Genomic DNA, 13745 nt, shown 5'->3' with positions numbered 1-13745 from the left:
GATCATGTAGGAGCAATGAATATTTTAGCCCGAGGACTATCGGGTCTTAGCCTGTGGAGTGAGTCTATAGATCTCACATTGAAGCAGGAACCAGCAGGGGTTAGCGATAAGAGCCTGCTCCTAGGGTGTATTTAGACAACCTGGGAATCCTCTTCCTTTAGGGGGAGGAGGATGTCAACGCTCTCAAAGCACTCTCAGCATATTTTTTGAGACAGGCTTCATAGAGGAAAAGGTATAAAAAATTAATTTATTGCGAAAAACGTTTGCGTAAAAAATCACCGTTTCGTATATTGGTGTATTCTTTCTAACGCTGAAAAAGCGGAAGAAACGAAACGAAGGCCCAAGAGCCTTCAAATGCTATTTTGACAGCGAAATTGAAGTGACAAAGCTTAAGATTTGAGCGTGTCGAGATTTATCTCGATATGCCCCTATCAAACTTTAGATCGAAACACAATATTTACATATAGTATTCGATGAACACCTAACGAGAGTTAGGTTATAAAGATTAAATTTTCAACGAGAATTTGATCCTGGTTCAGATTGAATGCTGACGGCGTGGATGAGGCATGCAAGTCGAACGAAGTAGCTTGCTACTTAGTGGCGAAAGGGTTAGTAATACATGAGTAACGTACCTCTTTCCTGGGGATAACGGTTGGAAACGACCGCTAATACCGAATGAGGAGATCCGGGGTAGCCCGGCATCTTCAAAGTAGGGGACCCTCGGGGCCTTACGGAGAGAGAGCGGCTCATGGGATATCAGCTTGTTGGTGTGGTAAAAGCGCACCAAGGCTAAGACGTCTAGGCGGACTGAGAGGTTGACCGCCAACACTGGGACTGAGACACTGCCCAGACTCCTACGGGAGGCTGCAGTCGAGAATCATTCGCAATGGGCGAAAGCCTGACGATGCGACGCCGTGTGGACGATGAAGGCCTTCGGGTTGTAAAGTCCTTTCGCCAGGGAACAAGAGAGAGCAACTAATAATTGCTCGATTTGAGCGTACCTGGTAAAGAAGCACCGGCTAACTCCGTGCCAGCAGCTGCGGTAATACGGAGGGTGCAAGCATTAATCGGATTTATTGGGTGTAAAGAGCGTGTAGGCGGGTTAGTCAGTCAGATGTGAAATTTCGAAGCTCAACTTCGAAGCTGCATTTGAAACTACTAATCTTGAGGGTAGACGGAGAAAACGGAATTCCAAGTGTAGCGGTGGAATGCGTAGATATTTGGAAGAACACCGGTGGCGAAAGCGGTTTTCTAGTTTATTCCTGACGCTGAGACGCGAGAGCAAGGGGAGCAAACAGGATTAGATACCCTGGTAGTCCTTGCCGTAAACGATGCATACTTGGTGTAGTTGGACTCAACCCCGACTGTGCCGTAGCTAACGCGTTAAGTATGCCACCTGGGGAGTACGCCCGCAAGGGTGAAACTCAAAAGAATTGACGGGGGCCCGCACAAGCAGTGGAGCATGTGGTTTAATTCGATGCAACGCGAAGAACCTTACCCAGGCTTGACATGTTTAGGATCGCACTAGAGATAGTGTTTCCCGCAAGGGCCTTTACACAGGTGCTGCATGGCTGTCGTCAGCTCGTGCCGTGAGGTGTTGGGTTAAGTCCCGCAACGAGCGCAACCCTTGTCGTTAGTTGCCAGCATATTATGGTGGGGACTCTAACGAGACTGCCTAGGTTAACTAGGAGGAAGGTGAGGATGACGTCAAGTCCGCATGGCCTTTATGTCTGGGGCTACACACGTGCTACAATGGTCGGTACAGAAGGCAGCGAAGCCGAAAGGTGGAGCAAATCCCTAAAGCCGATCTCAGTTCGGATAGAAGTCTGCAACTCGACTTCTTGAAGTTGGAATTGCTAGTAATGACGTGTCAGCAATAACGTCGTGAATACGTTCCCGGGCCTTGTACACACCGCCCGTCACATCATGGAAGTTGGTTTTACCCGAAGTCGCTGACTCAACCGCAAGGGGAGAGGCGCCGAAGGTGAGGCTGATGACTGGGATGAAGTCGTAACAAGGTAGCCGTACCGGAAGGTGCGGCTGGATCACCTCCTTTATGGACGAAGATAGTAAAATCCTTGAGGTTTTACGAATCTACGGTTGGGCAAATCAACTTTGTCACTTCATTTTCGCTTGTTAAGATAGCGAAGTTTTCTTGAAAGTAGATAAGACTAATCAAGTTAATCAAAAGCATTTAATGTTTTTGATTGCGTGAACGTATGCCTTTCGCAAGGCATACGGATAAGCTGATTAAATAATAGTAAAAATTGCGGTAACATCTGGTGACCTACCAGATGTACTACAAAAAACTGATTTTAAACAGCGTTTGAGAATAGATATTCTAATTTTAGAATATCCAAGTATACATTTTATTAGATCAAGCTAATAAGAGCTGTTGGTGGATGCCTTGGCATCGAGAGGCGATGAAGGACGCGCATACCTGCGATAAGCTCCGGGGAGCTGGAAAGAAGCATTGAACCGGAGATTTCCGAATGGGGAAACCCAGTGGAGTTAATCCTCCATTATTCCTAGTTGAATACATAGGCTAGGAAGGCAAACCTGCTGAATTGAGACATCTAAGTAGGCAGAGGAAGAGAAATCAAAAGAGATTCCCGTAGTAGCGGCGAGCGAAGTGGGAATAGCCCAAACCGAAAATTTATTTTCGGGGTTGTAGGGCTAATCAACAAAGCTTAAGTAAACCTAACATAACCATCTGGGAAGTTGGGCGATACAGGGTGAAAGCCCCGTGTGTAAAGGGAGACCTTAAGTGAGATTAGTTCCTGAGTAGGGCCGGACACGTGAAACCCGGTCTGAATCTGGGGAGACCACTCTCCAAGGCTAAATACTACTCGATGACCGATAGTGCACAAGTACAGTGATGGAAAGGTGAAAAGAACCCCTGTTAGGGGAGTGAAATAGAATCTGAAACCAGCAGCTTACAAGCGGTCAGAGGCCTATATTCCTCTTTGAGGAAAAGGGCTAATGGCGTGCCTTTTGCATGATGAGCCAGCGAGTTATGTTATACGGCTAGGTTAAGGGACATCCGTTCCGGAGCCGAAGTGAAAGCAAGCGTGAATAGCGCGTTTTGAGTCGTATGATGTAGACACGAAACCAAGTGATCTATCCATGGCCAGGATGAAGCTCGAGTAACATCGAGTGAAGGTCCGAACCAGTATCTGTTGAAAAAGATTTGGATGAGCTGTGGATAGGGGTGAAAGGCCAATCAAACTTGGAGATATCTTGTTCTCTCCGAAATAACTTTAGGGTTAGCCTCAACTTTTAAGACTCATGGGGGTAGAGCACTGGATTCCCAAGGGGGCCTACCGGCCTACCGACGGAAACCAAACTCCGAATACTATGAGTTAAGTTGGGAGATAGACAGTGGGGGATAAGCTTCATTGTCGAAAGGGGAACAGCCCAGATCGCCGATTAAGGCCCCTAATTCTATGCTAAGTGAGTAAGGATGTGAAGTTTCATAGACAGTTGGAATGTTGGCTTAGAAGCAGCCACCATTTAAAGAGTGCGTAACAGCTCACCAATCGAGAGACTTTGCGCCGATAATGATCGGGACTAAGCATAGAGCCGAAATCGCGGGTGTGCCACATTAGTGGTACGCGGTAGGAGAGCGTAGTATGTGCGATGAAGCTATACCGTAAGGAGTAGTGGAGCGCATACTAGTGAGGATGCATGGCATAAGTATACGATAAAGGGAGTGAGAATCTCCCTCGCCGAAAACCTAAGGTTTCCAGGGTAAAGCTCGTCTTCCCTGGGTTAGCCGGTCCCTAAGCTGAGGCTGAAAAGCGTAAGCGATGGAAAGCAGGTTAAATATTCCTGCGCCGCCTAAAACTATGACAATGGGGTGACGGAGTAAGTTAAGCACGCGGGCTATTGGATGTCCGTTTTTCTATGAGGTTGGTCAGTAGGTAAATCCGCTGACGTGATGCCAGGTAGGAGACAAGGGGAATCTTCGGAGGAACCGATGGTGTAGCGCAATGCTTCCAAGAAATAACCTCTAGTCGTTGATGGCGACCGTACCAAAACCGACACAGGTAGGTGGGAAGAATATTCTCAGGCGCGCGAGAGAACTCTCGTTAAGGAACTCGGCAAATTGTCCTCGTAACTTCGGGAGAAGAGGAGCCCTCGGGCGTGATACCTTCGCGGTTAAGCGCTTGGGGGTCGCAGTGAATCGGCCCAGGCGACTGTTTAGCAAAAACACAGCACTATGCAAACTCGTCTAAGAGGAAGTATATGGTGTGATGCCTGCCCAATGCCAAAAGGTCAAAAGGAGATGTCAACCCTTCGGGGCGAAGCATTGAATTTAAGCCCTGGTGAATGGCGGCCGTAACTATAACGGTCCTAAGGTTAATAGCTAGCCTTAGTAAAACCAAACTATATGCGGGAAACCCTTCAAAAGCCCATAGATACTCGTCACACAAAGGTGGCAGTAACAATTTTATGGGACAGGGAGGCGATCCGCAGGAAAGATTAATTGATGAAAAGTAGTGAGAACACTTGGAAATGTAACCAAGCAGGCTCATTTCAGGAGATTAAAATCCTCAGAGACCAAACGTTTGGAGTTTGAATATGGATTTACAAGCACAATGGATTGTTGGATTTGTTGATGGATCAGGAACCTTTCATGTTTCTATAAACAGAAATAGGGAAGTTCTTGTTGAATTCACCGTTGTCCAACATAAACGAGATGTTCAAGTTCTTCATGCACTGAAAAGCTACTTTGGTTGTGGTGTGGTTCGTAAGAATCATGGCGACCGGATGGCTTACCGTGTAAGAGGAATTGAGCACTTAACAAAAACCATTATTCCGTTCTTTGAAAAGCATCTGCTTAAAACAAAGAAAGGGGTAGAATTTAGAAAGTTCAGAAAAATTCTGCTTAAAATTGGAAGAGGAGACCATTTGACCTCAGAGGGGATCGAAGAAATTCGAGAGCTAAAGAGTCAGATGAATCGCCTCGCTCAAGCTAAGATAGAGTCCGACCCTACTGGAAAACAGTAAGGGACCAATCGAGCGAAATTCCTTGTCGGGTAAGTTCCGACCTGCACGAATGGCGTAACGATCTGGGCACTGTCTCAACGAGAGACTCGGTGAAATTGTAGTAGCGGTGAAGATGCCGTTTACCCGCAGCTAGACGGAAAGACCCCGTGAACCTTTACTGTACTCTGATATTGGCTTTTGACTTGTCATGTGTAGGATAGCCGGGAGACGGTGAAACGGATTCGTCAGGATTCGTGGAGTCATCCTTGAAATACCGGCCTTGACATGTTGAAAATCTAACGAAGCCCCATGAATCTGGGGTTCGGACATTGTCAGACGGGCAGTTTGACTGGGGCGGTTTCCTCCTAAAAAGTAACGGAGGAGTCCAAAGCTTGTCTCATCGTGGTTGGCAATCACGAATAGAGCGTAAAAGTATAAGACAAGTTGACTGCGAGACCAACAAGTCGAGCAGGTACGAAAGTAGGGTTTAGTGATCCGGCGGTGGAAAGTGGAATCGCCGTCGCTTAACGGATAAAAGGTACTCCGGGGATAACAGGCTTATCGCCACCAAGAGTTCATATCGACGTGGCGGTTTGGCACCTCGATGTCGGCTCATCGCATCCTGGGGCTGAAGAAGGTCCCAAGGGTTTGGCTGTTCGCCAATTAAAGCGGTACGCGAGCTGGGTTCAGAACGTCGTGAGACAGTTCGGTCCCTATCTGCTGTGGGCGCAGGATACTTGAGAAGAGCTGCTTCTAGTACGAGAGGACCGAAGTGGACGAACCAATGGTGTTCCGGTTGTTCTGCCAAGAGCATAGCCGGGTAGCTAAGTTCGGAAAGGATAAGCGTTGAAAGCATCTAAACGCCAAGCCTCCTTCAAGATAAAGTATCCCTATGAGATGACCTGAAGACGACAGGGTTGATAGGCTGGGTGTGTAAGCACAGTAATGTGTTGAGCTAACCAGTACTAATACATCCATCGGCTTGATCTTTTTTTTCCTTCGGGAAGATAAAGTGTAATCTCAAGCGTTGTTTAAAGTAAGTTTGCCAATCTGGGCATTAAGCCCAGGCTCTTTGATTAGTCTTATCCTGGTGACCATAGAGAAGAGGACACACCTGATCCCATCCCGAACTCAGCAGTTAAGCTCTTCATCGCCGATGGTACTGTGCACTAGAGTACGGAAGAGTAGGGCGTTGCCAGGTTTTCATCATGACCCTCAGGAGAAATCCTGAGGGTCTTTTTTTTGTCTAAAAATCCTTGAACAAATAAGCCTTTATCGCCGAAAAGATATTTACCTGACCATGATCACAGTTAAAGGACTACTAGATAACAGCTATGCCGATGAACTCGTTGATAACGAGATCATCCTCGATGATTTGATACCCAAGTAAGTTCAAGAATTGGTTTTTGCCTGCGCCAGCATCCCCATCTTTAACTCCCTCTGCATCGCCCCTATCTCTTCGATAGGAGACTGCTTCGAGGGAGCTAAATCTGGAGCGCTGGCTTTGGCAAACTCCCAATTCTTGAACTTACTTGGGTATATTCATTAACTTTGTTATACCTATAGTTATGCTTATTTATCTAAACGATCAGTTTGTCACAAAAGAAGAGGCCCACATCTCGGCCCTTGACCTGAGTGTTCTTCGGGGCTATGGGGTGATGGATTACCTCCGCACCTATGGGGGGCATCCCTTCCATCTCCGTGCCCATATAGAACGCTTTATTGCCTCGGCAAGAGAGGTGGGGCTTACCGTTCCCAAAACGGTTCAAGAAATGGAAGCCATTGTTGAAGAGCTTATCGCAAAGACCCACTTCGAAGAAACAAGTATCAAGCTTGTTCTTACAGGAGGAATCTCAGAGGATCAGTTCCTCCCAAAAGGGCCTCCCACCTTTTTTGCAGTAGCCTATTCCTTTACCCCTTTTCCAGAGCGCTACTTTGATGAGGGGATTAAGGTCATCACCGAGTGTTACCAGCGTCCGTTCCCTACAGCAAAAAGCATCCAATACCTTCCTGCCATTATGGGGATGCAAAAAGCGCAGGCCCAAGGAGCGGTTGACGTCCTCTTCTATAATGAGAAGGAGCTTCTTTTAGAAACGGGAATTGCCAACTTTTTTGCCCTTAAAGGGGGAAAGCTCATCACCCCCAAAGAGGGGATCTTAAAAGGGATTACCCGAGAGGTGATTCTTGACCTTTTTCCCGTAGAGGAAAGAGACATTCACAAAGAGGAAACTCCCACCTTCGAAGGAGCCTTTTTAACCTCGAGCAATAAAGAGGTCATGCCGGTGATTCAAATCGACGATCTTTTGATCAATAAAGGAACGGTTCCTTCCACGATCCGCAACGTTATGAAAACTTTTTCAAAAGAAGCAAAAAAAACGTTGCTTAATTGGTCAGAGGTTTGACTTTTTTTGCTTGCGGTAGCGAGTTGCCTTATTTTTCCCAACTTTTTCCAGAAGTCCTTTTTCGGTAAGCTCTGCAAGCCTTCTTCCTGCTGTTGGCCGAGAAAGATTAAGCAGCTTCATCACATCTGAGATTGTTAGTTCATCGCTCATTTCAAATAGAGCGAGGATTTTTTGTGACTCACTACTTCCTTGATGGGGCTTGGATGAGAAGGAAGGTCTAGGTAAGATACACTTAATAAAATTCTCGCCTTCGATAACCTCTGGCGGATGAAGCTTTTTCTCCTCATAGCTTTCAAATAGAGCAATGAAGCCCGACCCTAACTTTTCAATATAACCCGCTTCTCGAAAAATTTTGCAGATGACTTTATTGCGGATATAAGTAATCCCCATTTTAAGGTTATTGGCATCTAAAGGACCCGGGAAAACCCCAGGACTAAAGACCTCAATCCGATTGTCATAAATAGCCACTTTCGTAGGTGCGTTAATATGATAGTTACGGTGAACAATAGCGTTGATCAAGACTTCTCTAAGAGCTGTTTCGGGGATTTCTAGTTCTTCCTTTCTTTTTGGACCATCAATTGAGAAAGAGCGTCCGAGCCTTCCGATAATAAAGTTATAAGCCATATCAAACTGCTCAAAAAGGGTTCCGGTGCAGTCCACGCTGCTTATTGCTTTTCGCCCACTTACCCCATCAAAGTGGGTGCATAGAATCATTGCTTCGGAGAAAAATTTTTGCGTGTTTTTTCCAAATAGCAAAACGCCTCCTATAGTTGGGTAGTTTGAAGAGTGCTCTTCTACAACAAGGTTATAAGAGGATAAAATTGTTCTTGAGATTGTTTTAACCTTCGAAGCTTTTCTTGAGGAAAGAAATTCGAGTATTTTTGCTCTGTCTAAGTCTTCATTTTTTCCATGGTAGACGGGCATCATATCAAAAGAACGTCCTCTAGATTTCCATTTTAGTTCTTCAATCATGTCTGCAGTTGCTTTAACAGTTGAACGGCTTAACCTGACGTAAGTCCCTTTTTCAAGTCCCTTTGATTTTCTATAGTAGGGTTTATTCATTCCTGAAGAAACTTCAATAATAAGAATGGACTTATCCCCAACTCTTTGTGAGTAAACAGCTGGAATGATAGGGGGAGATGAGGCTTCAAAAATACTTTTATTGACATACTCCATCATTTCCTGAACTTTCTCTTCGGGAATTCCTACGACTGTCCCATCACGATCGACTCCGATGACAAGTTTTCCACCACTTTGGTTGCAAAAACCAATGATGGTTTTAATAATTTGATCATTTTCTGGGACTGTTTTTTTGAACTCTAAGGTTGAAGATTCATTTCCAAGGTATTTCATGATAAGTCCTTTAATTTATCTATGACTCATTTTACAAAAATGAGTCATATGAGTCAAATATTCGATTGTTTATGGCTCATATGACTCACTCTGGATTGCGTGAGTTATAAGAAAAAACGACTAAGTTTTGCCATTTGAAAAAGATACACTACTCTCCTGAACGAAAACAAAATTTCAAAAGAAACAAAAAAAACGTTGCTTAATATCTAAACTTTTTTTTATGGAAAAAGTCAGAACGTACGCGTTTAGGGGATGCATCCCTTAAACTCAAACACAAACTTTTTGGAGGTTTTGACTACATGGCATTAAAAGACACAATTCGGAAAATGGAAGGGATGCTGATGGATCTAGCAATGGATCTTAGAAAGGCATCAGAAAAGGGAAATAAAGCAGCATCTCAGCGGGTCCGCACCGGAACCATTCAGTTTGCAAGACTGGCCAAACAGTACCGCAAAGAGTCGGTCTCCGCTGAAAAAAAAGGGGGCACTAAAAAGCGGAAAAAAGCGAAGAAAACGACCCGCAAAAAAGCGACCAAAAAAAGAGCCGCTCCTAAAAGAAAAACGACACGTAAGAAAAAAGTAGCCACAAAAAGACGCAAACGGCGTTGACACTTCTCCCTATTATCTCTATGATTCCTCACCTATACAAGGTGAGGAATTATGGAGTCTCAAACAAAAATTATCAAATACTCTAAACGGGGCCACGGCCTCGGAACCCTTGAAGGGCGCTCGGCCCAAGTCGAAGTGGTCGGCTCCGTCATCGGAGACACCCTCTTGGTTGAGCTTGGCAAAAAGAAAAAGAGGACCTTTACCTCTACCCTCCTCAAGATCCTAAACCCTTCTGCTGATCGGGTTCCTCCCCTCTGTCAACACGTCGGCAGCTGCGGAGGCTGTACCTGGCAACAGAAAAGCTACCCCGCCCAGCTCGCCACCAAGCAAACCCACGTCGCTGCCCTCTTCAAGCAAGAGCCCCTTCCCATCACCCCTTGCGACGAGCCCTGGCACTACCGCAACAAAATGGAGTTCACCTTCTCTCAAAATAAAGAAGGAGAGCGCTACCTCGGCCTCATCATCGCCCGCTCGAAAGGACGTGTCCTTAACCTTGAAGAGTGTCACCTCACAAACCCTTGGTTTATCGACGTTCTCAAAGCAGTCCGCACCTGGTGGGAAGGGACAAATCTCAAAGCCTACCACGCCTATACCGACACCGGTACCCTCCGCACTCTCACCCTCCGTGAAGGGAAGAGCACCGGGGAGAAAATGGTCATCCTCACCATCTCCGGCAACCATGACTACTGCATCCATAAAACCGCCCTCGACTCCTTTAAAGAGGCCGTCCAAAAAACCCTTCCCCATGAAAACCCCAGCCTCTTCCTTCGGATCCACCGGATCGCCAAAGGAAAACCCTCCGAGTTTTACGAGATGCACCTTGGGGGCCCCGACCTCATCCACGAAACCCTCCATGTCAAAGAAAAAGCCCTCAACTTTTCCATCAGTCCCGACTCCTTCTTCCAGCCCAACCCCGTCCAAGCCGAAAAGCTCTTCACCCGCGCTTTAGAAATCGCCGCTCCTAAACCTACCGACATCGTCCTCGACCTCTACTGCGGCACCGCCACCCTGGGGATTGTCTTTGCCCCTTACGTCAAAAAAGTGGTCGGCATCGAGCTTAGCCCCTACGCCGTCTGCGATGCCGAGCTCAACATTGCTGCCAACAACCTCACCAATATCACTGTTCACAAAGGAGACGTCGGAGCCTATCTCTCCGAAGTGCTCGCACCTCCCAACCTTGCCATCATAGACCCTCCCCGCTCCGGCCTTACTCCCACCGCGCTCACCCATCTCCTCCGCCTTGCTCCCCAAAAAATTCTCTACATCTCCTGCAATCCCACCACCCAAAGTGAAAATATTTCTACCCTTCTTGCCCAAGGATACACCCTTAAAACGCTCCAGCCAGTCGATCAGTTCCCCCACACCCCTCACATAGAAAACATTGCATTTCTAGAGCGTCATCCGTTATAATAGGGAAAAACATTTAACCAGGACGCCTTATGAAAAAAGCCCTTTATCTTTTAGCCCCCTTAGCTCTTTCCGCAACACTATTTGCAGAAGAAGGAGCCCCAGCCCGTCAACAAAGCATGATGCAAACCTTCATGATGATCGGGATAGCCCTTCTCTTTTTCTACATGATCCTGTGGAGACCCGAGCAAAAAAGACGGAAGAAGATGCAGCAACAGCGAGACAGCATGAGCAAAGGAGACCGGATCACCGCCATGGGGATCGTTGGGACCCTTGTCCGTGTTGAAAAAGAGACTGTGATCCTAAAAATGGTTGATGGCTCCAAGATCGAAGTGCTCAAGCAAGCGATCTCTAACGTGCAGCCAGGAAATGAAACGACTGAAGAGACTCAGACGAACGGCGCTTAAGGCCTCGTTTTCAAGCTATTTACAGTTTCTTTTTCCAGTCCTCTAATATAGGTGCCTATGTTGGTAATCCAAGTTTCAACTCGATCAAAACCTTTTAGGGTACGGTCTTTAGGTAGAGGAACTGTCTCTCCAACTATTCTTGCTAGAAGGTGGAATTGCTCTATAGCTTTTGTAGCTTTTTCCTTATATTTTTTGCCTTCTTGGGCATTTTTTTGGTAGATATCACGCTCTTTTTCAGCTTCTTTAAGATCCTTTTTAAGTTCTTGGAGTTGGTTTTCTAGTTGTGTTGCTCTGCTAAGATATCTATCGCCACGCGTTTCTTCTTGGTTAATAATGGGGTCCTTTAGTTGTGAGTGCTCTTTTTCTTCTTTAAAAGCTTTAGTCAGTGTTTTAACTTTTTTTGTTAGTTCGTTTCGAACCTCAAATCCCTTTGAATCACTGTAGGTAAGATTGTTAACATCGCTTGTGAGCTGATCAATTCGCTTTTTTTGGTTAATGCATTGAGTTGTTAAGGAGTTTTGTTGTTGTTTAAGTGTCAGGTTTTCATCAATTCGCCGACTACGCTGTTTTATAAGATCATCTCTATGACTCGTGAGTGAGTTAATTTGATTTTCAAGCTGTTTAATTTCTTCTGATTTTTCAAGGTCTTTCTCTTGTAATTGATTTTTTAGGGACTCAAGCTCTTGATTTGCTTGCTTAGAACTTTGTTTATATTTATCCTGCTCTTGTTGAAGTGCATTTTTAAACTTATCTAGGGCCTCATATTTTTTTAAAAGCGCTCCAAGTTCTTCTTCAAGATTGGCTATTTTACGTTCATATTCGTCTTCTAGTACTGCCCATGAATCTTTTGCGACTGAATTACTAAGTATCGCCCCCCTTTCAAGATCCTCTCTAGTTGGCTGACCTGGACTAATAATTGTTTCAAAAAGACCTTGAGACGAAGCATTTTCTTTTTTTATCTCGGCAAGCTTTGCTTGAAGCCTTTCTATTTGAGATTGAAGATCGGAGACTTCTGAAGAGTGAGCTTCTTTAGCATTGTTAAGCTGGGATTCAAGATCAGAGATGACAGAGTCTTTAGAAGCCTCGACGATTTCTTTTTTGAGCTGTTCTATTTTCTCAGATGCAGCAGTCGTTACTTGTTGTAATTGCTGATTAAGCGCTTCGATGTTGTCAGTTTTAGAAGCTGCTGCGATTTTTTGCTCAAGATCTTTAATCTGAAGAGTCGCCTCTTTTTGTTGTTTTTCGAGCTGTAGCTTAAGTTGAGCTATTTTAGCAGAAGATGCAGATTTAGCATCCTCGAGCTGGGATTCAAGAGCGGAGATTTCATCGCCTTTAGAAGCTGCTGCGATTTCTTCCTTAAGAGCTTTAATCTGAAGATCCGCATTTTTTTGTTGTTTTTCGAGCTGTAGATTAAGCTGAGCTATTTTATCAGAAGAAGCAGAATTAGCCTTCTCAAGCTGGGATTCAAGATCGGAGATGTCAGAGTTTTGAGAAGCAGCGTTGATCTTTTTTTTGAGCTGTTCTATTTTCTCAGATGCAGCAGTCGTTACTTGTTGTAATTTCTTTTGGAGCGCTTCGATGTTGTCAGTTTTAGAAGCTGCTGCGATTTTTTGCTCAAGATCTTTAATCTGAAGAGTCGCCTCTTTTTGTTGTTTTTCGAGCTGTAGATTAAGCTGAGCTATTTTAGCAGAAGATGCAGATTTAGCATCCTCGAGCTGGGATTCAAGATTGGAGATGTCAGGGTTTTGAGAAGCAGCGGTGATTTCTTTTTTGAGCTGTTCTATTTTCTCAGATGCAGCAGTCGTTACTTGTTGTAATTTCTTTTGGAGCGCTTCGATGTTGTCAGTTTTAGAAGCTGCTGCGATTTTTTGCTCAAGATCTTTAATCTGAAGAGTCGCCTCTTTTTTTTGGTTTTCGAGCTGTAGATTAAGCTGAGCTATTTTAGCAGAAGATGCAGATTTAGCATCCTTGAGCTGGGATTCAAGATTGGAGATGTCAGGGTTTTGAGAAGCAGCGGTGATTTGTTGGTTAAGCTCCTTTATTCGTTTAAAAGCAGCCCGGTTTTTATCTTGGAGATTCTGTTCTAGTTCTTTTATTTCCTGTGTATATGTGGCGAGTTCTTTATCCAGATGAGTAGTCGTTCGCTTTGATATTGAAGGGAAGGATGGGTTGTTGACGGGCAGCAGTCTTGAAATTGTGTTGTAAGCGCGCTGGGTTTTATCAGCAATTGCTTGGACATCCTGGCGTAAGCCATGTCCATAATGGACTTTTTTCCATGTCCCTTTCTTGCCAGATTCACTGACACGGACTTCATTATTTGCAGTGACTTCGATCTGGATAAGCGTATAGGATTTACCTAGGGTGGTTTCAGCAGAGCGTCTGAAGGTAGGATCAGCGAGAAGTGCAGCAACATGGTCCCCAATATAAAAATTACGTTGGTCCTCTACCTTAGCATAACCCCTGTGGATATCACTATACTTCGAAAGCCCCACGGACTTGTTCCCAAGATAAATATCTGCCTCTTGAATTACACCCATTTTAACTCAGCTATTTTAATGTTTTTATTACCCTTATTC

Annotated in this window: 7 protein-coding genes and 3 rRNA genes; 7 read left to right on the top strand and 3 right to left on the bottom strand. The window is 45.1% G+C overall.

Annotated features, from left to right (window positions below):
- The first annotated feature begins 512 nt into the window (after nt 1-512).
- The 3 genes from NEPTK9_RS02675 (at nt 513) to rrf (ending at nt 6193) form a co-directional block, all read left to right on the top strand.
- Nucleotides 513-2056 (top strand): 16S ribosomal RNA (locus tag NEPTK9_RS02675).
- A gap of 319 nt (nt 2057-2375) precedes the next feature.
- Nucleotides 2376-5982: ribosomal RNA gene (locus tag NEPTK9_RS02670) — 23S ribosomal RNA — on the top strand.
- Between the two features lie 96 nt (nt 5983-6078).
- Nucleotides 6079-6193 (top strand): 5S ribosomal RNA (gene rrf / locus NEPTK9_RS02665).
- The 16S, 23S and 5S rRNA genes sit together here, the layout of an rRNA operon.
- Nucleotides 6194-6313: 120 nt before the next feature.
- Here the strand turns inward: rrf and NEPTK9_RS02660 are convergent.
- Complete coding sequence (locus NEPTK9_RS02660) at nt 6314-6511, bottom strand: hypothetical protein (RefSeq protein ID WP_194847286.1); 198 nt, start codon at nt 6509-6511, stop codon at nt 6314-6316.
- A 49-nt stretch (nt 6512-6560) separates the two neighbouring features.
- Between NEPTK9_RS02660 and NEPTK9_RS02655 the strand changes: the two genes are divergently transcribed.
- Entirely contained in the window at nt 6561-7394 is an 834-nt protein-coding gene (locus NEPTK9_RS02655; RefSeq protein WP_194847285.1) for an aminotransferase class IV, read from the top strand.
- Here the strand turns inward: NEPTK9_RS02655 and NEPTK9_RS02650 are convergent.
- Complete coding sequence (locus NEPTK9_RS02650) at nt 7383-8747, bottom strand: RNA-binding domain-containing protein (RefSeq protein ID WP_194847284.1); 1365 nt, start codon at nt 8745-8747, stop codon at nt 7383-7385. The genes NEPTK9_RS02655 and NEPTK9_RS02650 overlap by 12 nt on opposite strands.
- A 299-nt stretch (nt 8748-9046) precedes the next feature.
- On the opposite strand from NEPTK9_RS02650, the gene NEPTK9_RS02645 reads away from it, so the two are divergent.
- From NEPTK9_RS02645 to yajC, 3 genes are read left to right on the top strand one after another with little or no spacing between them, the layout of a single operon-like run.
- A complete protein-coding gene (locus NEPTK9_RS02645; protein ID WP_194847283.1) occupies nt 9047-9355 on the top strand; it encodes a histone in 309 nt (102 codons plus the stop codon).
- A 51-nt stretch (nt 9356-9406) separates the two neighbouring features.
- Nucleotides 9407-10765 carry a 23S rRNA (uracil(1939)-C(5))-methyltransferase RlmD gene (gene rlmD, locus NEPTK9_RS02640; RefSeq protein WP_194847282.1) on the top strand — a complete coding sequence of 453 codons (1359 nt, stop codon included), beginning with the start codon at nt 9407-9409 and terminating at the stop codon, nt 10763-10765.
- 29 nt (nt 10766-10794) lie between these two features.
- Nucleotides 10795-11169: a preprotein translocase subunit YajC gene (gene yajC, locus NEPTK9_RS02635; protein ID WP_194847281.1), complete on the top strand. Its 375-nt coding sequence runs from the start codon at nt 10795-10797 to the stop codon at nt 11167-11169.
- Here the strand turns inward: yajC and NEPTK9_RS02630 are convergent.
- Complete coding sequence (locus NEPTK9_RS02630) at nt 11166-13706, bottom strand: coiled-coil domain-containing protein (protein ID WP_194847280.1); 2541 nt, start codon at nt 13704-13706, stop codon at nt 11166-11168. The genes yajC and NEPTK9_RS02630 overlap by 4 nt on opposite strands.
- Nucleotides 13707-13745 lie beyond the last annotated feature (39 nt).

It is taken from the genome of Candidatus Neptunochlamydia vexilliferae (assembly GCF_015356785.1).
In the GTDB taxonomy this organism is placed as follows: Bacteria; Chlamydiota; Chlamydiia; order Chlamydiales; family Simkaniaceae; genus Neptunichlamydia; species Neptunichlamydia vexilliferae.
This window is presented reverse-complemented; position numbering and strand designations above follow the sequence as displayed.

Bases quoted from the DNA above. Each gene is read 5' to 3' on its own strand.
- yajC (WP_194847281.1), top strand. From the start codon at position 10,795: ATGAAAAAAGCCCTTTATCTTTTAGCCCCCTTAGCTCTTTCCGCAACA.
- NEPTK9_RS02645 (WP_194847283.1), top strand. From the start codon at position 9,047: ATGGCATTAAAAGACACAATTCGGAAAATGGAAGGGATGCTGATGGAT.
- rlmD (WP_194847282.1), top strand. From the start codon at position 9,407: ATGGAGTCTCAAACAAAAATTATCAAATACTCTAAACGGGGCCACGGC.
- NEPTK9_RS02650 (WP_194847284.1), bottom strand. From the start codon at position 8,747: ATGAAATACCTTGGAAATGAATCTTCAACCTTAGAGTTCAAAAAAACA.
- NEPTK9_RS02655 (WP_194847285.1), top strand. From the start codon at position 6,561: ATGCTTATTTATCTAAACGATCAGTTTGTCACAAAAGAAGAGGCCCAC.
- NEPTK9_RS02630 (WP_194847280.1), bottom strand. From the start codon at position 13,706: ATGGGTGTAATTCAAGAGGCAGATATTTATCTTGGGAACAAGTCCGTG.